The 21,422-nt window shown below is 71.7% G+C and carries 18 protein-coding genes; 5 read left to right on the top strand and 13 right to left on the bottom strand.

All coding sequences use genetic code 11. From position 1 onward, the window contains the following. The first annotated feature begins 166 nt into the window (after positions 1-166). On the top strand, positions 167-997 hold the full coding sequence (locus OG927_RS28885) for a chitosanase (RefSeq protein ID WP_209469280.1): 831 nt from the start codon (positions 167-169) through the stop codon (positions 995-997). 189 nt (positions 998-1,186) lie between these two features. On the opposite strand, the gene OG927_RS28880 is transcribed toward OG927_RS28885, so the two are convergent. After that, the gene (locus OG927_RS28880) at positions 1,187-1,438 is read right to left on the bottom strand and encodes a WhiB family transcriptional regulator (protein WP_056792527.1); all 252 of its coding nucleotides are present in this window, start codon (positions 1,436-1,438) and stop codon (positions 1,187-1,189) included. 111 nt (positions 1,439-1,549) lie between these two features. Continuing rightward, on the bottom strand, positions 1,550-2,347 hold the full coding sequence (locus OG927_RS28875; protein ID WP_056792422.1) for a VOC family protein: 798 nt from the start codon (positions 2,345-2,347) through the stop codon (positions 1,550-1,552). A 318-nt stretch (positions 2,348-2,665) separates the two neighbouring features. Here OG927_RS28875 and OG927_RS28870 point away from each other — a divergent pair, with 318 nt between their 5' ends. Then, positions 2,666-4,849 carry a DEAD/DEAH box helicase gene (locus OG927_RS28870; protein ID WP_330321030.1) on the top strand — a complete coding sequence of 728 codons (2,184 nt, stop codon included), beginning with the start codon at positions 2,666-2,668 and terminating at the stop codon, positions 4,847-4,849. A 1-nt stretch (position 4,850) separates the two neighbouring features. Here OG927_RS28870 and OG927_RS28865 read toward each other — a convergent pair whose 3' ends face one another. Next, on the bottom strand, positions 4,851-5,840 hold the full coding sequence (locus tag OG927_RS28865; RefSeq protein WP_056792420.1) for a multicopper oxidase domain-containing protein: 990 nt from the start codon (positions 5,838-5,840) through the stop codon (positions 4,851-4,853). 221 nt (positions 5,841-6,061) lie between these two features. Between OG927_RS28865 and OG927_RS28860 the strand changes: the two genes are divergently transcribed. Further along, positions 6,062-8,560 (top strand): ThuA domain-containing protein, encoded by a 2,499-nt coding sequence (locus tag OG927_RS28860; protein ID WP_408058110.1) that lies wholly within the window; start codon positions 6,062-6,064, stop codon positions 8,558-8,560. Then, complete coding sequence (locus OG927_RS28855) at positions 8,557-10,794, top strand: OmpL47-type beta-barrel domain-containing protein (protein ID WP_056792418.1); 2,238 nt, start codon at positions 8,557-8,559, stop codon at positions 10,792-10,794. Before OG927_RS28860 ends, OG927_RS28855 begins: the two co-directional genes overlap by 4 nt. 13 nt (positions 10,795-10,807) lie before the next feature. Here the strand turns inward: OG927_RS28855 and OG927_RS28850 are convergent, their stop codons facing one another. Next, positions 10,808-11,896, bottom strand: coding sequence for an ABC-2 transporter permease (locus tag OG927_RS28850; protein ID WP_056792417.1), 1,089 nt, complete (start codon positions 11,894-11,896; stop codon positions 10,808-10,810). Then, positions 11,893-12,894 carry a non-homologous end-joining DNA ligase gene (gene ligD, locus OG927_RS28845; RefSeq protein ID WP_056792416.1) on the bottom strand — a complete coding sequence of 334 codons (1,002 nt, stop codon included), beginning with the start codon at positions 12,892-12,894 and terminating at the stop codon, positions 11,893-11,895. The genes OG927_RS28850 and ligD overlap by 4 nt, the downstream gene beginning before the upstream one ends. Before the next feature lie 97 nt (positions 12,895-12,991). On the opposite strand from ligD, the gene OG927_RS28840 reads away from it, so the two are divergent. Then, positions 12,992-14,053, top strand: coding sequence for an ATP-dependent DNA ligase (locus OG927_RS28840; protein ID WP_056792415.1), 1,062 nt, complete (start codon positions 12,992-12,994; stop codon positions 14,051-14,053). A 4-nt stretch (positions 14,054-14,057) separates the two neighbouring features. Here OG927_RS28840 and OG927_RS28835 read toward each other — a convergent pair whose 3' ends face one another. Genes OG927_RS28835 through OG927_RS28800 form a run of 8 tightly spaced genes read right to left on the bottom strand, consistent with a single transcriptional unit; the run spans position 14,058 to position 21,421 of the window. After that, positions 14,058-15,287 carry a lytic transglycosylase domain-containing protein gene (locus OG927_RS28835; RefSeq protein ID WP_209469284.1) on the bottom strand — a complete coding sequence of 410 codons (1,230 nt, stop codon included), beginning with the start codon at positions 15,285-15,287 and terminating at the stop codon, positions 14,058-14,060. Positions 15,288-15,307: 20 nt separating this feature from the next. Then, entirely contained in the window at positions 15,308-16,090 is a 783-nt protein-coding gene (locus tag OG927_RS28830) for a hypothetical protein (RefSeq protein WP_330321029.1), read from the bottom strand. Between the two features lie 36 nt (positions 16,091-16,126). After that, positions 16,127-16,624, bottom strand: coding sequence for a nuclear transport factor 2 family protein (locus tag OG927_RS28825; RefSeq protein ID WP_199862705.1), 498 nt, complete (start codon positions 16,622-16,624; stop codon positions 16,127-16,129). Between the two features lie 46 nt (positions 16,625-16,670). Further along, positions 16,671-17,306 carry a hypothetical protein gene (locus OG927_RS28820; RefSeq protein ID WP_408058108.1) on the bottom strand — a complete coding sequence of 212 codons (636 nt, stop codon included), beginning with the start codon at positions 17,304-17,306 and terminating at the stop codon, positions 16,671-16,673. Then, positions 17,303-17,824 carry a hypothetical protein gene (locus OG927_RS28815; protein WP_056792410.1) on the bottom strand — a complete coding sequence of 174 codons (522 nt, stop codon included), beginning with the start codon at positions 17,822-17,824 and terminating at the stop codon, positions 17,303-17,305. The genes OG927_RS28820 and OG927_RS28815 overlap by 4 nt, the downstream gene beginning before the upstream one ends. Then, on the bottom strand, positions 17,821-19,071 hold the full coding sequence (locus tag OG927_RS28810; RefSeq protein WP_124280512.1) for an MCE family protein: 1,251 nt from the start codon (positions 19,069-19,071) through the stop codon (positions 17,821-17,823). The genes OG927_RS28815 and OG927_RS28810 overlap by 4 nt, the downstream gene beginning before the upstream one ends. After that, positions 19,068-20,306, bottom strand: a complete 1,239-nt coding sequence (locus OG927_RS28805; RefSeq protein ID WP_124280513.1) for an MCE family protein — start codon at positions 20,304-20,306, stop codon at positions 19,068-19,070. Before OG927_RS28805 ends, OG927_RS28810 begins: the two co-directional genes overlap by 4 nt. Beyond that, on the bottom strand, positions 20,303-21,421 hold the full coding sequence (locus tag OG927_RS28800) for an MCE family protein (RefSeq protein ID WP_124280514.1): 1,119 nt from the start codon (positions 21,419-21,421) through the stop codon (positions 20,303-20,305). The genes OG927_RS28805 and OG927_RS28800 overlap by 4 nt, the downstream gene beginning before the upstream one ends. Position 21,422: the final 1 nt, after the last annotated feature.

Below are 21,422 nucleotides of genomic sequence, written 5' to 3'. Positions count from 1 at the left end.
TCGGCTCGGCGTGCGAGGCCGGGCTCCGGCCGCGGGGGTGATTGCGCCCAGGACGGGTGATCTCTCCCCACAGGTTCGCAGACCGTACTCTGTGCCGGTGAAGCCAGTGACGCGTCTTGTTCTCTTCGGTGCGCCGATTGTCATCGCCGCTTCGATCTTGTTCAGCATGGGCGACTCCGAGCCGCCCGTGCTCGTTCCTCAGCCGGCGGGACCCACCGGGACGGGTTCGGCACGCCCGGAGGCCGCGGTGCAGGCCGACGAGGCCGCCGAGCGGACCGACGCCCTGCCGCCCGGGCTCGCCGCTCCGGAGCTGAAGGAGATCGCGTCCCGGCTGGTGTCGAGCGCGGACGCCTCGACGCTGGACTGGCGCAGCCAGTACGCGGCGATCGAGGACCTCGGGGACGGCAACGGCTACACGGCCGGGATCGTCGGTTTCTGCTCGGGTACGAACGACATGCTGCAGCTCGTCGAGGCCTACACCGAGAAGCATCCGGACAATCCGCTCGCCCCGTACCTCCCCGCGCTGCGCACGGTGGACGGCACCGACTCGCACGAGGGCCTGGACCCCGGTTTCACCGCCGCGTGGCGGGAGGCCGCCGAGGACCGGGCGTTCCGCACGGCTCAGGACGAGACCCGGGACCGGCTGTACTTCGAGCCCGCGGTGCGGCTGGCCAAGCTGGACGGTCTGGGCACCCTCGGACAGTTCATCTACTACGACGCGATGGTCCTGCACGGGCCCGGCATAGAGGCCAACGGCTTCTACGGCATCCGCGACGCCGCGATGGCGTCGGCGGACACGGCGGCGGAGGGCGGCGACGAGACGGCGTACCTCGGCACGTTCCTCGACGAGGGCCGCTCGGCGATCAGGGCGCGCACGGTCCAGCGGGACACGACCCGGATCGACACGGCCCAGCGGGTGTTCCTGCGTGACGGCAATCTGGAGCTCAGCACGCCACTGCGGTGGCAGGTGTACGGGGAGACCTTCCGCATCCCGTGACCGGGCGGCCCGGCGTTCGCCGGGAACAACCCCGTCCGACCGGCGCCGGACGAAGGGCCGGCCCTGGACGGCCGGCGGGCCCCGGACGATCGACGGACCCGGCCCCGCCGGGACGGCCGCCCGTCCCGGGCGGACGGCGGACCCGGGCGGACGGCGGACCCCGCCGGACCACCGAGGCCGGGCTGCTGCTCACCCGGCGCGGCGGCCTCTGCGCATCCGGTCGCGCTCCTTCTCGGAGAGGCCGCCCCAGACGCCGAAGCGCTCGTCGTGGGCGAGGGCGTACTCGAGGCAGGCCACCCTGCCCTCGCAGGCGTTGCAGAGCTGCTTGGCCTCGCGGGTGGAACTGCCCGGTGCCGGGAAGAAGAACTCCGGACCGGCCTGCGCGCACAGGGCTGTCTCCTGCCAGGCGAGCGCGTCGTCGATCATCGTGTTGGTCTGCATGCGCCACACGGTGCCCGGTCGCGATAAACAGCTGATCAACGATTCATCAACCCGCCCGTCCGCACACCGGACGGGCGGGCCGCGTCCGGTCCCGCCCGTCCCACGTCGAGGTCAGCTCTGCGGCATCGGCGCGGGCTTGATCACGGCGAAAGCCGCACCCGCCGGATCGGCGAACGTGGCGATCCGGCCGACGTCCGGCACGTCCATGGCGGCCATCGTCACCGTGCCGCCCAGCCGCTCCACCGTGGCGACCGCGGCGTCGCAGTCGTCGACGGCGAAGTACGGCAGCCAGTGCGGGCCCGCCGCGGCCTGGCTGGGTACGTCGTCGATGGGCACGAGTCCTCCGAAGGAGGAGTCGGCGCTGTTGTCCCCCGCGGGACGGACCATCGTGTACGAACCGCCCGGGAACGCCATGTCGTCGGTCTGCCAGCCGAAGACCGTGTGGAAGAACGCGGCAGCCGCCGGGACGTCCGGGGTGTACAGCTCGGACCAGATCAGCGAGCCCGGCTCCATGATCATGCCGAGGCCGGTGTTCGTCCCCGGCTGCCACACGCCGAAGTACGCCCCGCCGTTGTCCGTGAAGCCGCCCATGCGCCCGTAGTCCAGGACGTCCATCGGCGGGAACGCCGCGGTGCCGCCCGCCTTCTCCACCGTCCGCGCGGTGGCGTCCGCGTCGGGGGTCTGGAAGTAGACGGACCATGCGGGCGTCCCCTGGTCCTCGGCCACGGCCATCACACCGGCGACGGTCCGCCCCCGCAGCTGGTACATCCCGTAGCCACCGGTCTCCGGCCCGCCGCGCACCAGCTCCCAGCCGAAGAGGCCCTGGTAGAAGGTCGTGGCCGCGTCGACGTCGGGGGTGCCGAGGTCGGCCCAGTTGGGGGCGCCGGTGACGAAACTCGGGTCGAGCATGGTGTGCTCCTCGGGCGGATCGCGTGTCTCGCTCGCTCATCGTGCGGGCAATCCCTGACCCTCCGAGTCTGGCACCGGGCACCGGGCACCGCAGCCCGCACGGCCCGCCCGGGTGGCCGTCCCGTGCCCGGTGGCCCCGGCCGGGACGGGGCCCGGTCCTGTGCGCGCGCCCCGGCGATCCTGCTGCCGGCATCGGCCGGGCGCCGGGCGCCCGCCCGGTGAGGGGCGGCTGCGCCGTACGCCCGTGGCACGATGGGACGCGCCCGGGAGGGCGGCGGGCGGCCGGTGGCGGAGAGGCTGCGGGACAGAAGGACGTACATGACACAGGCAGGGCCCACGGGTGCGGACGTGCCCACGGGAAGAGCCGCCCGTGAGCTGCTCGAGGAAGCGGACCGGCTCGTCGGAACGGCCCGTGCGGTGCTGGACGACCACGGCCGCGCCCTCGACACCGCGCGTGCCGCCCTGGCCCCGCTCCTCGACACGCTGGTGGACCGGGAGCTGGCCGGCATCCCCCTCGCCCGGCTCGGGGACGTCACCGAGGGCCGGCTGCGGCTCGGAGCGCTGGAGCAGGCCGGTTATCTGACGGTGGGCCGGGTGCACGGCACCGGGCGGTACGAGCTCCGCCAGATCCCCGGTGTCGGGGCGCAGACGGCGGACCGGGCGCTGGCGGCCGCGCGGCAGATCGCCCACGCGGTCCGGGACACCGTCGCCGTGCGGATGGACGCGGAGTCCACCGACGCGGACACGACCGCGCTGGTCATCGCGCTGCACCGGCTGGTCGAGGCAGGCCCCGACGCGCCCCGGGCCGCCACCGCCGCCCGCCGCCTCCTGACCGAGCTGGAGCCGGGGCTCGCGGCCGCCGCGCCCGCCCGGAGCCGGCTGCGGATGCTGTTCACGGGGCGGGGCGCCCGCGCGGACACGCTGGCCGCCGTCACCTCCCTGCGGACGGCGGTCGCGAACGCTGCCGCACGCGATCTGCGCCTGCTGTTCGGGCAGGTGTCCGTGGACCTGCTGCGCGGGCCCGCCTCGGAGGCCGAGGCATGGGTCGACTTCGAGCTGCGTTCCGCCGAGTACTACAGCCTGCTCGCCGAGATGTCCGGCACCGGCCCGGACCGGGACGCCGCCGAGGGGTTCCTGCCTGCCGGGCTGGCGGACCGGGTACGCGGGCTGCGGCTCGACGACACCCATCTGCGGGTGTCGCTGCGCGGGTACCAGTCCTTCGGTGCGCGCTTCGCGCTCGCCCAGAAGCGGGTGATCCTCGGGGACGAGATGGGGCTCGGCAAGACCGTGCAGGCCATCGCCGCCCTGGCCCACCTGGCCGCACACGGGGAGACCCACTTCCTGGTGGTGTGCCCGGCGAGCGTACTGATCAACTGGGGGCGGGAGATCCGTGCCCGCTCCACCCTGCGGGCCGTGCCGGTGCACGGTCCGGAGCGTGACGACGCCTTCGCCGAGTGGCGGGCGGAGGGCGGGGTCGCGGTGACCACCTTCGACTCGCTGGCCACCCTGCCGGACGGGCCTGCCTGCGGGACGCGGCCCGGCATGGTGGTGGTCGACGAGGCCCACTTCGTGAAGAACCCCGCCACCCGGCGCTCCCGTGCCGTGACGGGCTGGACGCGGCACACCGAGCGGGTCCTGTTCCTCACCGGCACCCCGATGGAGAACCGGGTGGAGGAATTCCGCAGCCTGGTACGCCAGTTGCGCCCCGAGCTCGCCCCGTCCGTCACACCCACGCACGGCGTCGCGGGCTCGCACGCCTTCCGCAGGGCCGTCGCCCCCGCCTACCTGCGGCGCAACCAGGACGACGTGCTGGGTGAGCTCCCCGCGCTCGTCCGGGCCGACGAGTGGGAGGAGTTCTCCGCCGCCGACCTGGAGGCGTATCACGAGGCGGTGGGCGACGGGCACTTCATGCGGATGCGCCGCGCCGCGTACGCCCGCCCCGAGACCTCGGCGAAGCTGAACCGGCTGCGCGAGCTGGTGGCGGAGGCCGAGGGGAACGGACTCAAGGTCGTCGTGTTCTCGTACTTCCGTGAGGTGCTCCGCACCGTCCGGGAGGCCCTGGGCGAGGGCGTGTTCGGCCCGGTGTCCGGGAGCCTGCCGGCCGCGCGCCGGCAGGAGCTGGTCGACGCGTTCGGCGCGGTGGACGGGCACGCGGTGCTGCTCGGCCAGATCCAGGCCGGCGGTGTCGGGCTCAACATCCAGGCGGCCTCGGTGGTGATCCTGTGCGAGCCGCAGATCAAGCCCACGATGGAGCACCAGGCGGTGGCCCGTACGCACCGCATGGGGCAGATACGGACGGTCCAGGTGCACCGGCTGCTCGTGGTGGACAGCGTCGACCAGCGGATGCTGGACATCCTGGCGCGCAAGGACCGGCTCTTCGACGCGTACGCCCGGCGCAGCGACGTCGCCGAGGCGACGCCCGACGCCGTCGACGTGTCGGACGGGGCGCTCGCCCGGCGCATCGTCGAGGAGGAGCAGCGGCGGATGGCTGCCGGGGTCTGACTCAGTGCTCGTGGGTCCCGGCCGCACCGGCCGCGTGGTGCGGCGGGTCGTAGCCGGGGACCGTGCCGTCGGGTTTGGCCACCAGCAGCAGTCCGGCCATGCCCATGTCGGAGTGGCTCTGGACGTGGCAGTGGTACATCCAGGCGCCCGCTCCCACGTGTTCACCCGCGATGAACTGGAATCCGAACGAGTCGGCGGGCCCGCAGATCTTCGTGTCGATGACCCGGCTGGGATCGTCGGGGCCGGTGAGCAGCCCGGTCCTGTTGTCCGCCCAGCGGTGCCCGTGGATGTGGAACGTGTGGTAGTACTCGCCGTGCGTGATCATCACGACTTCCACCCGGTCGCCCACCGTGGTCTCGAAGTCGGGACTCTCGTGGGCGGCCTTGTTGTTGATCGTCATGTCGTTGAAGACGATCGTGAGCGTCTTGTCGGGCAGGACGTCTCCCTTGCGCCGGACGACGAGGGGCCCGTAGAGCCCCTTGCGGATGCCGCCCGTGCCGTGGTCCGTGCCGACGACGTGGTCGTGGTAGTGCCAGTAACCCGCGCTGCCCGCCTGCCAGGTGCCGTCCTTGCGGCGGCCCGGGGTGTGGGTGCGCCAGGTGTACGTGCGCGTGCCGCCCGGTTCGACGTGGCTCCGGTTCATCCGGGTGCCGTCGCTGGCGATGTCGTAGTCGACACCGTGGACGTGGAGGCTCGCGTCGACGTCCGTGGTGTTCTCGAACTCGATGTGCAGGGTGTCGCCCTCGGTGATCTCGATGAGCGGTCCGGGGATCGACGCCTTGCCCTTCTCGAATCCGTACCCCATCTGACCGCCCGCCAGTTTCTCCGCGTACAGCTTGAGGTGTTTGACCGCGCCTCCCGCCGGAGCGGTCTTCGCCGGGTTCTCCGCGGACGTCGCCTGGACCGCGCCGAGTGACATCGATGTCACCCCGGTCGCCGCCGCCACACCGCCACCCACCAGCATCCGCCGGTTGAAGGTCCTTCGGTCCATGTCCAACTCCCCACTGTGCTACGGAAACTGACGGGCCTCTCCCTTGGGACGGCCACACCGTAGCCGGGGAACCTTGGTTTATCCACACTAAGGACAAAGTTCGTCTGATTGCTGCGTTACCTATTGGCGAGTCGCGAAAAGAGGTCTAGCTTCATGCGCTGTTGCAGTGACCACGGAGATGCAGTGACCAGAGAAGTGACCAGAGAGGGGTGGGTGACCACATGCAGCGCACACCACATCACAGGTCCAGATCGCGACGGGGCCTCGCGGCGACGGTGGCAGTCGGCGCGCTGACCGCGTCCCTGCTGGGCAGCAACGCGGCCAGCGCGCGTCCTTACCCGGACCCGGGACTCAAGGAACGGATGGCGACAACGTTGTCCCTTCCCTCGCCGCCGGGCGGGGCCAACGTCAGGGTCCTGGTCTTCCACGCCTCGGCGGGCGAGGAGCCGCCGACCGTGGACGCGGGGATCGCGGCCATCGAGAAGATCGGGCTCAGCGGCCCGGAGGCCGGGCGCTTCAAGACCGTGGCCACCGACGACGCGGGGGTCTTCACCAACGGCAAGCAGCTCGGCAGGTACAACGCCGTGGTGTTCCTGACCGGCGGCGGCGACGTCCTCGACCCGGAGCAGGAAGCGGGCCTTGAGGCGTACATGGAGGCGGGCGGCGGCTTCCTCGGCATCCATGACGCGGCACGCGCCGAACCGTACTCCGACTGGTTCACCGGCCTGGTCGGCGCGCGTCCGGCGGCCGGCGGCCCCACGGGCGTTCAGCGCGCCACGGTGGAGATCGGAGACCGGCAGCACCCGGCGACGAAGAACCTCCCGCAGGAGTGGAAGCGCCCCGACAAGTGGCTGAACTGGAAGGACAATCCGTCCGGTGACGTGCACACGGTGGCCCGCGTCCGGGAGATCACGTACGCGCCCGGCACGAGCGCCAACGGCTGGGACCACCCCGTCTCCTGGTGTCGCGACTACGACGGCGGACGGTCGTTCTACACGGGTATGGGCGGTACGGCGAGCAGTTTCGCCGAGGCCGACTTCCGGGACCATCTGCGGGGCGCGCTGGCCTGGACGACCCGCCTCTCGCAGGCGGACTGCAAGGCCACCATCGACTCCAACTACACGGCGGAGCGTCTCACCCAGCCCAACCAGCCCGGCCGGAACGACCAGATCGGCGAACCGCACGGCCTGGTCACCGCGAAGGACGGGCGGGTCTTCTACATCGGCCGCGGCGGCGCCGACAGCAGCAGCCCGGTGATCACCGACTGGAACAACCCCGCCATCGGCAAGGGCAAGGGCGAGATCCACGTCTACGACCCAAAGACCAGGAAGGTCACGCTGGCCGGCGCGCTGGACGTCTTCGGCAACAAGGGCGGCGGCGACGAACTGGTCAAGGTCGAGGAGGGGCTGCTCGGCATCGAGCTGGACCCGGACTTCGCGTCCAACGGCTGGGTGTACCTGCACTACACGCCGCACGCGAAGATCGACCGTGACAAGCGCATGGCGGTCCGACAGGTCTCCCGCTTCACCCTCGACAGCGCCACGAACACGCTGGACACGGCGTCCGAGAAGGTGCTGCTGAAGTGGCCGGTCCAGATCCACAGCTGCTGCCACGCGGGCGGCGGTCTGGCCTGGGACTCCGAGGCCAACCTCTACATCGCGACCGGTGACAACAACTCCTCCGGTTTCAGTGACGGTTACTCCGGCAACAACCCGCAGCCGAACTACAAGGGCGTCTCGTTCGCCGATGCCCGTCGCACCGCGGGCAACACCAACAACCTCAACGGGAAGATCCTGCGGATCCACCCCGAGGACGACGGCACGTACACCCTGCCCGCCGGCAACCTCTTCACCGGCAAGGAGCCGGACGAGGGCGGTGGAAAGACCCGCGGCGAGATCTACGTGATGGGCGTGCGCAACCCGGCCCGGATCTCCGTCGACACGGCGACCGACACCCTGTACGCGGGCTGGGTCGGCCCGGACGCCGGCTCCCCCAGCACCACCTGGGGCCCCGCAAAGTACGACACCTTCGCCGCGATCACGCAGGCAGGCAACCACGGCTGGCCGTACTGCATGGGCAACAAGCAGCCCTACCGCGACCGCAACCTGCCGGACCCGTCCAAGCCGCTCGGCTGGTACGACTGCGACGCGCCGAAGAACGAGTCGCCGAACAACGACGGCCTGGTCAAGCTGCCGCCGGTCACGTCGAACACCATCTGGTACTCGCCGCAGGGCGGCGGCGTCGACTACCCGCGCGACGCCGACGGCGTCCCGAGCTACAAGGTGGCGGACCAGAAGCAGCTCCTGCCCTGGCTCAAGGGCGGCGGCCAGGCCACGATGAACGGGCCGGTGTACCGCTACGACGCGGCGAGTACGAGCGAGGCCAAGTGGCCGTCGTACTGGGACGGCAAGTGGTTCGTCGGTGACTTCTACGACGACACCCAGCCGCGCCACGCCGTGCTCACCGACCCGAAGACCGTCGGCAAGGGCGGTCTGCCCACGCACGCCGAGTCCCTGAAGAAGATCATTCCGGTCGGTGCGGACGGCATCCGCAACCTCATGGACTGGAAGTTCGCCCCGGACGGTTCGCTCTACGTCCTGGACTACGGGCGCGGCTTCTTCACCTCCGACCCCAAGTCCGCGCTGTGGCGCGTGACGTACAAGGGCGGCGGGCCGACCCCGGCCGCCGCCGACCTGGCACGGAAGGCGGCAGCGCAGTGAGACACCCTTCGCTCCTCGCGCGACAGCGGTACGGACCCGCACGGGCGTGGCTCGCCCTGCTCGGTTCGTTCCTGATGGTCCTGGGGCTGACGTCGACGGCCGCGTACGGGCGGGACGACGACCGTCCGGCCACCTCGGCCGACCAGGTCCTCACCTGGACCGCGGGCGACCCCATCGACCACTACCTGTCGGCTCCCAAAACCGCGGTGGCCGGCCCCGCGACGATCGTCTTCGAGAACAGCGCGGCCACCGGCAACACGACGGGCATGCCGCACACACTGACCTTCAGCGTGTCGGACGTGGAGTTCAACAACGACGTCCCGCTGAACATCCTGGCCAACCCCAGTGACAGCGAGGGCGGCAAGCACAGCGTCGAGGTCACCCTCTCGCCCGGCCGGTACTTCTACCACTGCACCATCCCCGGCCACGGGTCCATGCAGGGCATCCTGACCGTGACCGAGGGGGGCGGCGGCGAGGACACCACCGCCCCCGCGACCTCGGCGACGGTGGACGGCGACAGGAACGCCGACGGCGCGTACATCGGTCAGGCCACCGTCACCGTGGCGGCGACCGACGCGGACTCGGGGGTGGACGGCGTCGAGTACGCGCTCGGGGCCGACGGCGCCTGGCAGCCCTACACCACGCCCGTCGTGGTGAACGAGGTGGGCACCCACACCGTCCGCTACCGCGCCACCGACAAGTCGGGCAACGTCGCGGCGGAGAAGTCCGTCGGCTTCGCGGTCGCGGCACCGCCCACGGACGACGAGACCGCGCCGGAGACCTCGGCGACCGTCTCGGGCGAGAAGGACGGGGCCGGCGCCTACCTGGGCATGGCCACGGTCACCGTGACCGCGTCGGACACCGGGTCCGGGGTCAACACCATCGAGTACGCGATCGGGACGGCCGGTGCCTGGCAGGCCTACACCGCTCCCGTGATGGTGCACGAGGTGGGTACCCACACCGTCCGCTACCGCGCCACCGACAGGTCCGGCAACGTCGCGGCGGAGAAGTCCGTCGACTTCACCGTCGTCGAACCCCCGTCGCAGGACAAGACACCGCCGGTGACCTCCGTGGCGGTGACGGGCGACAAGAACTCGGACGGCGCGTTCCTCACCAGCGCCAGGGCCACGGTGACCGCCACGGACGCCGACTCGGGCGTGCAGAAGACCGAGTACTCCCTGGACGGGGGCCCGTACCTCGCGTACACCGCGCCCGTCATCGTGGACCGCGTCGGCTACCACACCTTCGCCCACCGGGCGACGGACAAGGCGGGCAACACCTCCGAGGCGAAGCAGGTGTCGTTCACCATCGCCGAGAGCGGCGGGGTCCCGGCGCCCAACTGCCCGGAGTTCGACGAGCGGCTCACCGTCATCGTCGGCACGGTCGACACGGGCGTTCCCAACCGGCTCACCGGCAACCGCTGCACGATCAACGAACTGATCGAGGACGAGAAGGACTGGTCCTCGCACGCGCTGTTCCTGAAGCACGTCGACACGGTCCTCGACAAGCTGCTCACGGCCGGGGCGATCGACGCCCGGGAGCACAAGAGGATCTACAAGGCGGCCAAGCAGTCCGGCATCGGCAAGCCGGGCCAGGACGAGGGCTACCGCAAGCTGTTCGACGGCACCGCCGGCTCCCTCGCCAAGTGGCAGCAGGTCGGCGGCGGGAAGTTCGGGCTCAACGCCGAGGACGGCTCGATCACCAGCTCCACCACCGTCGCCGGCATGGGCATGCTGTGGTTCCCGGGCAGGCAGTACGGGGACTTCTCGCTGAAGCTCCAGTGGCGCGACGACGCCCCGGGCACGGGCAACGCCAACGCCGGAGTGTTCGTCCGCTTCCCGGAGGTCCACGACCACCCGGAGGAGTCCCGGCCGGAGTGGGTCGCCATCAAGTACGGCCATGAGATCCAGATCAACGACCGCCCCGACGGCGACATGTACAAGACGGGGTCGGTCTACGGCTTCGACCGGGTGGGCCTCGGCGGCGCCGGGGTCACCCCCAAGGGCACCTGGAACGACTACGAGATCCGGGTCGTGGACCAGCACTACTCGGTCTACCGCAACGGTGTCCTGCTGAACGAGTTCGACAACAACGGCGGTCAGGCCTTCGAGCCCCCGCGCGGCGACGACCCGGGCACCGACGGCCGGCGCTTCGCCTCCGGCCATATCGGCCTCCAGGTCCACGGCACCACGGACGTGGTCTCGTACCGCGACATCCGCATCAAGGAGCTGTAGCCCGCCGGAACGGTCAGGAGGAGGCCGCGGCCGCATGCTCCGGCATGCGGTCGCGGCCTCCCGGGTGCCGGTGGCGCCACACCCAGAAGACCGTGCAGGAGACGAGCGACCAGACCGTCAGCACGACGTACGGGAAGGCGTACTGGTGGCCCTGGTAGTAGACCGCCGTGTGCTGGGCGTTGACCGAGGCGCCCGGCGGCAGCCAGCGCCCGATGTGCCCGAGGAGCGACGGCAGCAGCGGCCAGGACACCGCGCCGCCGGACGACGGATTGCCGAGCAGCACCATGACGCCCCAGGTGGGGATCATCGCCCAGCGGCCCATCAGGGTGTTGAACATGGTGAAGACCATGCCCGACGTGAACATGGTGAACGACAGGATCAGCCAGGACTGGACGAACGGCAGATCGACCGCGCCGAGCGCCCAGTCCACGACGGCCGCGATGCAGAAGCCCCCGAGGAGTGCGTAGGCGATCGTGAAGGCGATCCGCTCGATCGGAATCAGCTCCCGGGCGTTCACGCTGAGCTGGATCGAACCGATGAAGCCGATGATGACGGCGGCGAGCGAGATGTAGAAGAGGGCGAGACCGCGCGGGTCGCCCTGCTGCAGCGGTTTGACGTCCCTGACCACGAGCGGGACGTCGGCGCGCCGCGCGACCTCGACACCGGCTTCGCCGAGCAGTTGGGCGACGGTGGCGCCGGACGCCGCGGCGAGGTCCATGGCCACGCCCCGCTCCCCCGCGGGCCGCAGGATCGCGAAGACCTTCTGGGCCTCCAGCGCTTCACCGGCCTCGGCCCGGGTGGTGTAGGGGTGGAGTTCGAGGGAGGCGTCGAGGGCCTTCTCCATGCCGCCGACGAACCGGTCGACGCCGGGAGACGCCGGACCGCCGGTGACCAGGGCGGCCGGGATGCGGTGCGGGGTCGGATTGGCCAGCGCGTAGGTGTACGAGCCGGCGAAGAGCCCCGCGGCGGCGGCGATGATGAGGGTCAGCACGATCGCCGGGAAGTACGGCGAGCGCTTGTACTCCTGCCACCTCTCGCGCCGGGTGGGGGGCCTGCCGTGCGCTCCGTGCGCGGGGTGCTCCGTCCCCTCGCCGGCGCTCATGCGTCGTCGTGCCGGGCGCGGCTGGGCTGGACCCGCTTCGGCTCCCCCGGCATCTTCGGGTACTCCGGCGGGTAGGGCAGGTCGCCGAGCTTGTGCTCCTGCTCGTCCCGGGTCGCCAGCTCCAGCAGCCGGTCGAGCCGGAAGGCGTGGTCGTCCATGTCCGCGTGGAGGTCTCCCACCTCGGCGTACCGCTCGGGCATGGTCCGGATGTCGAAGTCGCGGGGCTCCGCGTCGTCGATCTCCTCCCAGCGCAACGGGGCGGAGACCGGGGCGTGCGGGAACGGGCGTACGGAGTAGGCGGACGCGATCGTGCGGTCACGGGCCGTCTGGTTGTAGTCGACGAAGATCCGCTCGCCGCGCTCCTCCTTCCACCACGCGGTGGTCACCCGGTCCGGCATGCGGCGTTCGAGCTCCCGGCCCACCGCGATGGCGGAACGCCGGACCTGGGTGAAGGTCCACTCGGGGACGAGGGGCACGAAGACGTGGATCCCTCGCCCGCCGGAGGTCTTGGGCCAGCCGCGCAGACCGTGGTCGTCCAGGACGGACCGCAGCTCGTGGGCGGCCCGTACCGCGTCCGCGTAGTCGGTGCCGGGCTGCGGGTCGAGGTCGATGCGCAGTTCGTCGGGGTGGTCGGTGTCGGTCCTGCGCACCGGCCACGGGTGGAAGGTGAGGGTGCCCAGGTTGGCCGCCCAGAGGACGGCGCCGATCTCGGTGGGGCACATCTCGTCGGCGTGCCGGCCGCTGGGGAATTCGATGCGGGCGGTGGGGGTCCAGTCGGGGAGGTTCTTCGGCGCGCGCTTCTGGTAGAAGAAGTCGCCCTCGACCCCGTCCACGAAGCGCTGCAGGGTGGTCGGCCGCTCACGCAGGGCGCGGAGGATCCCCGGCCCCACGGCACGGAAGTACTCCGCCACGTCCCTCTTGGTGTAGCCCTTCTCAGGGAAGTACACCTTGTCGGGGTTGGACAGCCGTACGGCCCGTCCGTCCGCGTCCAGCTCCACCGCTGCTCCCGCTGCTCCCATGTCGGACACCGTAGGCCCGGCCCACATATGCCGCATATCGGGAGACGCCCTCGACGGTACGGTCCAGAATCGGGACATGGACCTGCCGGTGATGCCTCCTGTGAAACCCATGCTCGCCAAGTCCGTGTCCGCCATTCCGCCGGGCATGCAGTACGAGGCGAAGTGGGACGGCTTCCGTGTGATCGTGCACCGGGACGGCGACGAGGTGGTCCTCGGCAGCCGTACTGGGAAGCCCCTCACCCGCTACTTCCCCGAACTGGTCACGGCCGTGCGGGAGAATCTGCCGCCGCGCTGCGTGATCGACGGGGAGATCGTGGTCGCGCACGAGGGGCGGCTCGACTTCGACCGGCTGAGCGAGCGCATCCATCCGGCCGACTCACGGGTGCGGCTGCTGGCCGAGCGGACTCCGGCCGGTCTGGTCGCCTTCGACATCCTCGCGCTGGGCGACGAGTCCCTGCTCGGCGCGCCTCTGACCGAGCGACGGGCGGCGCTGGAGCGGGCCCTGTCCGGTGCGTCGGCGCCCGTCCACCTCGCCCCGGCCACCACCGATGCCGGCCTCGCCCAGGAGTGGTTCGAGCGCTACGAGGGGGCGGGGCTCGACGGTATCGTCGCCAAGCCGCTCGATCTGGCGTACCGGCCGGACGTACGGGCGATGTACAAGATCAAGCACGAGCGGACCGCCGACTGCGTGGTGGCGGGCTACCGGTTCCACAAGAGCGGACCGGTGGTCGGTTCGCTCCTGCTCGGGCTGTACGACTCCGCGGGCGTACTGCAGCACGTCGGGGTGTCCGCGGCCTTCACCATGAAGCGGCGGGCCGAACTCGTGGAGGAGCTGGACCCGCTGCGGATCGAGCCCGCCGCGCACCCGTGGGCCGCCTGGGCCGACGCGGCGGCGCACGAGTCGGCACGGCTGCCGGGGGCACCGAGCCGCTGGTCGGGCAAGAAGGACCTGTCCTGGGTGCCGCTCGTTCCGGAGCGGGTCTGTGAGGTGGCCTACGACCACATGGAGGGTGACCGCTTCCGCCACACCACCCGCTTCCGGCGGTGGCGGCCGGACCGCACCGCCACCGGCTGCACCTACGCGCAGCTCGAGGAAGTGGTGCGGTACGACCTGTCCGAGGTGCTGCGCACGGGATGACGGATCAGACGGGCGGGGCGCACGGGTCGTCGGTCGCCGCGTCGGTGGGGGTGGGGGCGGGCTCCGGCGAGCCGGTGGGGCAGTCGGGACCCGAGGTGCCGGGCTCCGGGTCGGGCGTGGGCCCGGGGGTCTCGGTCGGGTCCGCGGAGCCGGTGGGGTCGGGGGTCGTCGTGGGGTCCGGGGTTGCGGTGCCGGTCGGTTCGGGGCCCGGGTCCGTCGGACTGGGGGAGCCGCTGGGGCCGGGGCTGCCGGACTCCGAGGGCGTCGGCGTCGGCGTCGGCGTCGGCCCGGGGGTGGGCGAGCCGGAGGGGCGCGGCGTGGCGCCGGGCTGCGGACCGACGACGATGCCTCCGCCGCCGCCCGGGCTGCCGGGGCCGCCGACCGGGGCCTTCGGCCCGGTGGGGCCGCCCGCGCCGGGGCTCTGCGGGATCACACCCGTGCCGTCGGCGACCGGGTGGGTCCCCTTCCGGTAGAACTCGAGCCAGGACAGCACCGTACGCAGGTAGGTGTCCGAGTGGTTGTAGCTGAGGACCGCCCGGTCGAGGTCGCCCCGCACGGACAGGTCGCGCCGGCCGGCGCACAGGTAGTGGCCCGCGGCGAGGGCCGCGTCGACGATGTTGTTGGGGTCCCTGCGGCCGTCGCCGTTGCCGTCCTTCCCCCAGTGTGCCCAGGTGGAGGGGATGAACTGCATCGGGCCCACCGCCCGGTCGTACCGGGTGTCGCCGTCGTACGCCCCGCCGTCCGTGTCCCGGATGTCGGCGAATCCGTCGCCGTTGAGGACGGGTCCGAGGATCGGGGTCAGTGTGGTGCCCGCCGCGTTGACGCGTCCCCCGCCCGCGTGGCCCGATTCGACCTTGCCGATCGCCGCGAGCAGCTGCCAGGGCAGCCGGCAGCCGGGGTCGGTGCGGCCGAGGGCTGTCTGCGCCTTCCGGTACGCGGCCAGGACGGTGGCCGGGATGCCGGCCTCGGCCCAGGGCTGTGTGAGGGCCGCGCCGGGCTTGTGCGCGTCCTTCTTCGGCGGCTCGGGTGTCTTCAACGGCGGCAGCTCCGTGTGGTAGCTGTCGTCGTTGGGCACCTCGGTCCAGACGACGTCGTCCGCGGCCACGTTCTTCATGTCGTCGGTGGACGCGCCACCCGTGAGCCCGGGGGCCTGGGACGCGGTGAGCGCCGCCATGGCGGCGACCGCGGTGGCCGTGCCGCTGAGTCCGCGGCGCATGGTCCCGTTGAACCTCATGTGTCCTCCCTCTCCCCGGGTCATCGGGTGAACGTGTCGATGGCGGCGATCCGCCAGGTGTCCCCGCGGCGGACGGCGTCCACCGCGAACATGGCCGCCGCGTAGGTGGTCTCTTCCCCCTTGCCGGTACGGGTGTTGCTCTGGTCGGCGAAGATCAGCAGCCGGGCGCGGTCGCCGTCGAGCAGTTCGACACCGCTCTCGATGACGGTCGTGGTGAGTACGAGCTTCTGCTTCGGTGCCTGTGCGCGGACTTCGGCGAGCATGTCCTTGTGCTGCTGCACGGCCGCGCCGACCAGATACCGCTCGGCCGCCCGGTCGGACTTCGCGGGCGAGGCGTAGGTGTACGAGAACACGGCACCGACGGCCTCGGTGATCTGGCCCTTCACCTCGCTGGTCCGGCTGATGTCGGTGAGTGCGGTGTTCTGCCGGACCGGGTCGTCGCGCAGGGTGGCCGCCGAGGTGAACGCCCAGGCGGCGAAGGCCCCGAGGAGCACGGTCGCGGCGCAGAGGACGGCGGGCAGCCGGACGCGGAGGCGGGGCAAGCGCCTGCGCGGTGGCCCGGGCGGCTCGTCGGCGTCCGCCGGGGTGGTCTCCCCGGCCACGGTGTCGCCGTCACGGGACGAGTCGGCGGCGGCAGCACCGGTGGCCGGTTCAGGGGTGGCCGGGGCGGGCGCCGGTCCGCCGTCGGTGGCCGCTTCACCGGTGTCCGGCTCCTCCGCGGTGCGGGTGCGGTCCGGGGCGGACGTCGAGGCGACGGTGGCCAGCCGGCGGCGGCGGTTCACGAGGTGTCGGGTGGTCGACATGGCAGGAGTCCTCTCGGAGGGGGTGGGGGCTGCGGGTCAGCCGGCGGCGTTGCCGACGGGTGCCTGGCCGAGGGCGCTGAGCTTCCACCCGTCGGCGGTGCGGGTGAGCTGCCCGAGCATCCGGCTCTCCTTCACCGCGGGTTCGCCCTCCGGTGCGGTCACGGTGACCCGCAGCGCCACCATCACTCCGGCCCGGCCCGCCCTGTCGTCCAGCTCGGTCACCGCTCCCGACAGGACGGTGGCCGTGCTGACCGTCTTCGCCGCCTCGATCTGCTCGACGAACGCCTCCCGTCCGTCGACCAGTTGCTTGTGCAGATCGCCGGTGGTCGAGTCCTCCCAGCTGTCGAGCCCCTCGTCGAGCTCCGCGTGGTCGAGCGTGTTCATGTTCTGCACCGCCTGCTCCCCCGCCGCCAGCGCGTCGTCGCGGGCCTGTGCGTAGGCCGCCGAGTCGTCGTGCGCGGCGTCGTACCGGGACCAGCCGCCCCAGCCCGCCGCGCCGGCCGCCGCGACCGTCAGCACGATCGCTGCCGCCACCAGCGGATTCCTCGTCGTCCTTACCCGTGCCATTGGTGCCTCTCCCCTACCTGGAGGTGATGTCGACGATCTGCCAGCGTCCGTCCCGCAGCCGGGCGGTGACGGACAGCTGGGCCGCCGCCGTGGTGGCGGCCTTCCCCTCGCGCTCGTACACCTGGTCGAGGAAGACGAGCAGGTGGGCGTTGTCGGCGCCGAGCCGGGTGACTCCGGCGCGTACGACGTGGGTGGTGAGCGTCAGCTTCTGTTCCGCGGCCTGCTTCTCGACCTGCCCGAACAGTGCCGCGTACTGCTGGAGCGCCTTGCCCGCCAGCAGCTGCTTCGCCGACTCCTTGGTGACGGAGGTCGCCTGCGGGCTGTACGAGAAGACCTTGCCCAGCGCGTTGCTGACGTCCCCCGCGACCCGGGTGGTCGCCGCGCCGTCGGTCAGGGCGCGGTTGGACGTGGCAGGGGTGTCGCGGAGCTGCCGGCCCATGAGGAAGAGGGCGCCGCCCGTCACCAGCAGGACGACGGCCAGGACCGCGGCGAGGGCGCGGTGCCAACGCCTACGGCGCGGCGCCGCGGCCCCGCCGGCGGATTCGTCCGCCGTCTCGGGCTCAGGCTCTGTCCCCGTCTCCGGGCCGGCGCCGGTGGACGTGCTGCCGGTGCTCACGGTGGTGGTTCCTCCGGTCTCCGTCTCCCTCATGTGCCGCTCCCGACCGGAATGGCGTCGAGTGCCTTGATCTTCCAGCCGTCCCCGGTGCGCGCGAGGGTCGCCTCGAACCGCTTGCGCTCGGTGCCGGCCTTGCCGGTGCGCGGGGTGACCGCGACGTCGACGGTGGCGATGAGCGCCGCCGTCCCGGCCCGCTCGTCGAGCGCGGTGAGCGCAGCGTCGGTGACCTTGCCGCGAGCCGTGGCACCCGCCGAGACGATGTCGCCCGCGTCCTTCTTCCGGGTGCTCCTGAGCCGGTCCTGGAGGGGCCCGGTCGAGGCGGCCAGCCATGCCTCCAGCCCCGAGTCCACACCGGCGGCGTCCTTGCCGTCCATGGTGGTGAGCCGGGCGAGGTGCCGCTTCCCGTCGGCGAGTGCGGCGTCCCGGCTCTTGGCGTACGCGAGCGTCCCGTCGCCCCGCGCCGCGGTGTACGACCAGCCGCCCAGCGCGCAGACCAGGACGGCGGCGAGCAGCGCGGCCCAGCCGCCGAGGCTCTTCGCACGGGCCGTCATGCGCCGCCTCCCAGGCCCAGCAGACCGGCGATGCCGTCGGCCGGTGTGCCGGTGCCGCCGGTGCCGAGCGCTCCCGGGAGCGCTGCTCCCGGGGTGCCCAGGAGCAGCGAGCCGGGCTTGGCCGGCTCGGGCACGGGGCCGCCCTTCGGGGCGTTGGCGCTGCCCCGGACGTTGATCCCGGTGCCGGGCGACGAGGTGCAGCGGGCCTTGCTGTTGACGGCGGGGGCGGGTGAGAGGTCGGTGCCGGGACGGTAGGTGGTGGCGCCGTATCCGGCGGTGCAGGGAAGCGGCTCGAAGAAGGTGACCGACATCCCGAAGCGGGCCCCGTCCTCGTCGATGACACTGGCCCCGGCCGCCGCGACCGCGGGTACCTTCACCAGGAGTTCCTCCAGTCCGCGCTGCCGGGTGACGGCGACCTCGGAGGTGGTGAGGAGGTTGGCGACGACGACTCCGAAGCTGGGGTCGAGGTCGCGCAGCAGGCCGCTGATCTGTTCGGTGGCGCCGGGTGCGGCGGCGATCAGCCTGCGCAGGTCGGTGTCGGAGCCCTTGAGCTCGGCCGCGAGTTCCTTGGCACCGGAGGCGAAGCCCTTGAGCGCGTCACCCTGTTCGGCCTGGGTGCGCAGCACGGTCTCTCCGTCGGCCATCAGTCTGGTGGTGGTCGGCAGGGCGTCGTCCGCCGCCTCGACGAATTCGCTGCTGGTGTCGAGCAGGACCTGGAGGTCGTCGCCGCGCCCGTCGAACGCGGCGCCGAATTCGTCGACGACGGTGCGCAGGGCTTCCGCGTCGACGGAGGCGGTCAGGTCGTTGACGCTGGTGAGGACGTTGGTGACGGGTGCGGGGATGGTGGTGTCGGCCTGGTCGATGACCGAACCGTTCTCCAGGAAGGGGCCGTCCGCGCGGGTGGGCCGCAGGTCGACGTACTGCTCGCCCACCGCGGAGAGGTTGGCGACGACGGCCTGCAGGCTGTCCGGGATGCGCGGTGCGTCGTTCTCGATGCGCAGCTCCGCCTCGACACCGTCGTCGGTGAGCTCGATCGGTCCGACCGTGCCGACGGAGACGCCCCGGTAGGTGACGTTGGAGTGGGTGTACAGGCCGCCGGTCTGCGGCAGTTGGACCTTGACGGAGTAGTAGCTGCGCAGACCGACGTAGTGGCCGAGGTCGGCGTACCGCACACCGAGGTAGCCGAGTACGAGCACCGCGATGACGAGGAAGGCCACGTTCTTGAGCCGGACGCCTGGTGTGATCATCGGGTTGTGGCCTCCGATTCCGGAGTGGTGGCGGGCGTTCCACCGGGTGTCTCCGCGGGGGCGGACGGGGTCGCGCCCGGTCCCCCGCCCGGTGTGGCGCTCGGCGTCGTGCCGGCCGTCGTGACCGAGGGCAGGGGCAGCGGGAGTGCCGAGGTCCTGCCGTCGAGCCCGGCCGCGGGGGCGTCGGGATCGAGGGCGGGGATGATCTGGGTACCCGGCATGGCCGTCACATCCAGATAGACGTTGAGGTAGTCGCCCTTCACCCCGCGCAGCACCTCGTCCGTGAACGGGTAGGTGAGCAGCACCTGGAGGGAGTCCGGCAGGTCGTCGCCGGAGTCGGCGAGCGCCCTGAGCGTGGGGGCGAGGGCCTTGAGGTCGGCGATCATGTCGGCCTTGCTCTTGTTGATCGTGTCGACGGCGACGTCGGAGAGCGTGTCGAGCGAGCGCAGCATGGTCAGGAGGGAACCGCGCTGCTTCTCCAGGACCTTCAGTCCGGGGCTGAGCCCGGTGAGGACCGTGCCGACGTCCTGTTTGCGTGTGGCGAGCGTGGCCGCGAGGCGGTTGACGCCGTCGAGCGCCTGGGTGATGTCCTCCTTGTGGTCGTCCAGGTTGGTGACGAGTGTGTCGACCCGGCTCAGCATCGAACGGATCTGGGGTTCCTGGCCCGCGAGTGCCTTGTTGAGCTCGGTGGTGATGGTCTTCAGCTGGGCGACACCGCCGCCGTTGAGCAGCATCGACAGGGCGCCGAAGACCTCTTCGACCTCGGGGTTGCGGTTGGTACGGGCGAGCGGGATCCGGTCGCCGTCCGCCAGTGCGCCGCGGGCGGTGCCCTCTGCGGGAGGCGAGAGCTGGACGTACTTCTCGCCGAGGAGGCTGGACTGTTCGAGGTGGGCGTAGGCGTTCGCGGGCAGCTTGATCTTCCCGTTGACGCGCATCGTGACCTTCGCGGTCCAGCTGCCCGGGGTGAGGGAGATCCCGGTGACCCGTCCGACGGCGACGTCGTTGACCTTCACGGAGGACTGCGGGGCGAGACTGAGGACGTCCCCGAATTCCGCGGTGACCTCGTACGGGTGGTCCCCGAGGTCCGCGCCGCCGGGAAGCGGCACCTGGTCGATGCCGGTGAACGTCGGCATGTCGACGCTGCCGACGACGAGTGCGAGGCCGACGCCGACGGCGAGCAGGGCGGCGAGGCCCGTGGCCTCGCGGGGTCCGGGTCTGCGCAGGGCGCGGCTCATCGGTTCGCCCCTCTCTCCTTCGCTGCGGTCTTCTCCGGGGTGCCGTAGACGGTGCCGACGGCGGGGAGCGGCAGGGCGGGCAGCGACTTCTGCCGGGTGGTGTCGACCGGCGCCAGCCCGTGCAGGCCGGGGGCATCGGCTTCGGTGAGCGGTCCTCCCATGGACAGCTCGTTGAGGTTCGTGCGCCCGTTGAGCGTGCGGTTCACCGGGTCGTAGGCGTTGAGTACGTTGCCTGCCGCGAGGGGCAGGGTGTCGAGGGATTCGGCGAGCGAGGCGCGCTGGTCCACGAGTGTCCGGGTGAGCGGCACGAGAAGGTCCACGTTCTCCTTGAGGGCGCCGCGGTTCTTCTGGATGAAGCCCTTGACCTGGCCGAGGGCGGTGCCCAGCTCCTTCAGCGCCGCGCTGAGGTTCTCCTTGTCCTCGGCGAGGAAGCCGGTGACGGAGTTGAGCTGCTGTTCGGCGGCGCGCACGTCGCCGTCGTTCTCCTTCAGCATCGTGGTGAAGGTCTGCAGGTAGGACAGCGTGTCGAAGAGGTTCCCGCTGCTCTTGTCGAGGGTCTTCGTCGCCTTGCCGAACTGCTCGATGGAGTCTCCGATGGCCTTTCCGTTGCCGTCGAGGTTCTTCGCCCCGGTGTCGAGGAGTCCCGCGAGCGCGCCGTCCGCGTTGGCCCCGTCCGGGCCGAGTGCCGTGGAGAGTTCGGTGATCGAGGCGTACAGCTGGTCGACCTCGATGGGGGTGGCGTTCTCCGCGGCGGGCAGGACCGCGTCGTCCTCGATGGTCGCGCCGCCCGAGTAGGCGGGGGCGAGCTGGACGTACCGGTCGGCGACCAGGCTCGGGGCGACGACGACGGCGTGCGCCCCCGCCGGGACCTTGACCCCCTTGTCGAGGCGCAGGGTGACCCCCACCTCCTCGCCGCGCGGTTCGACGGACTCGACGGTGCCGACCTTGACGCCGAGGACGCGCAGGTCCGACCCGGCGTACACGCCGGTGGCCCGGTCGAAGTAGGCGGTGATCGTCGTCGTTCCCTCCTCGTCCATGGCCATCACGCCCGAGGCCGCGGCCACCGCCACGACGGCGAGTCCGGCGCCGATGCCGATGATGCGGGTGCGTCTCATG

This window comes from Streptomyces clavifer (genome assembly GCF_036345975.1).
Lineage (GTDB): Bacteria > Actinomycetota > Actinomycetes > Streptomycetales > Streptomycetaceae > Streptomyces > Streptomyces clavifer.
The sequence above is the reverse complement of the archived record's forward strand: the minus strand, read 5'-3'. Positions and strand labels throughout refer to the sequence as shown.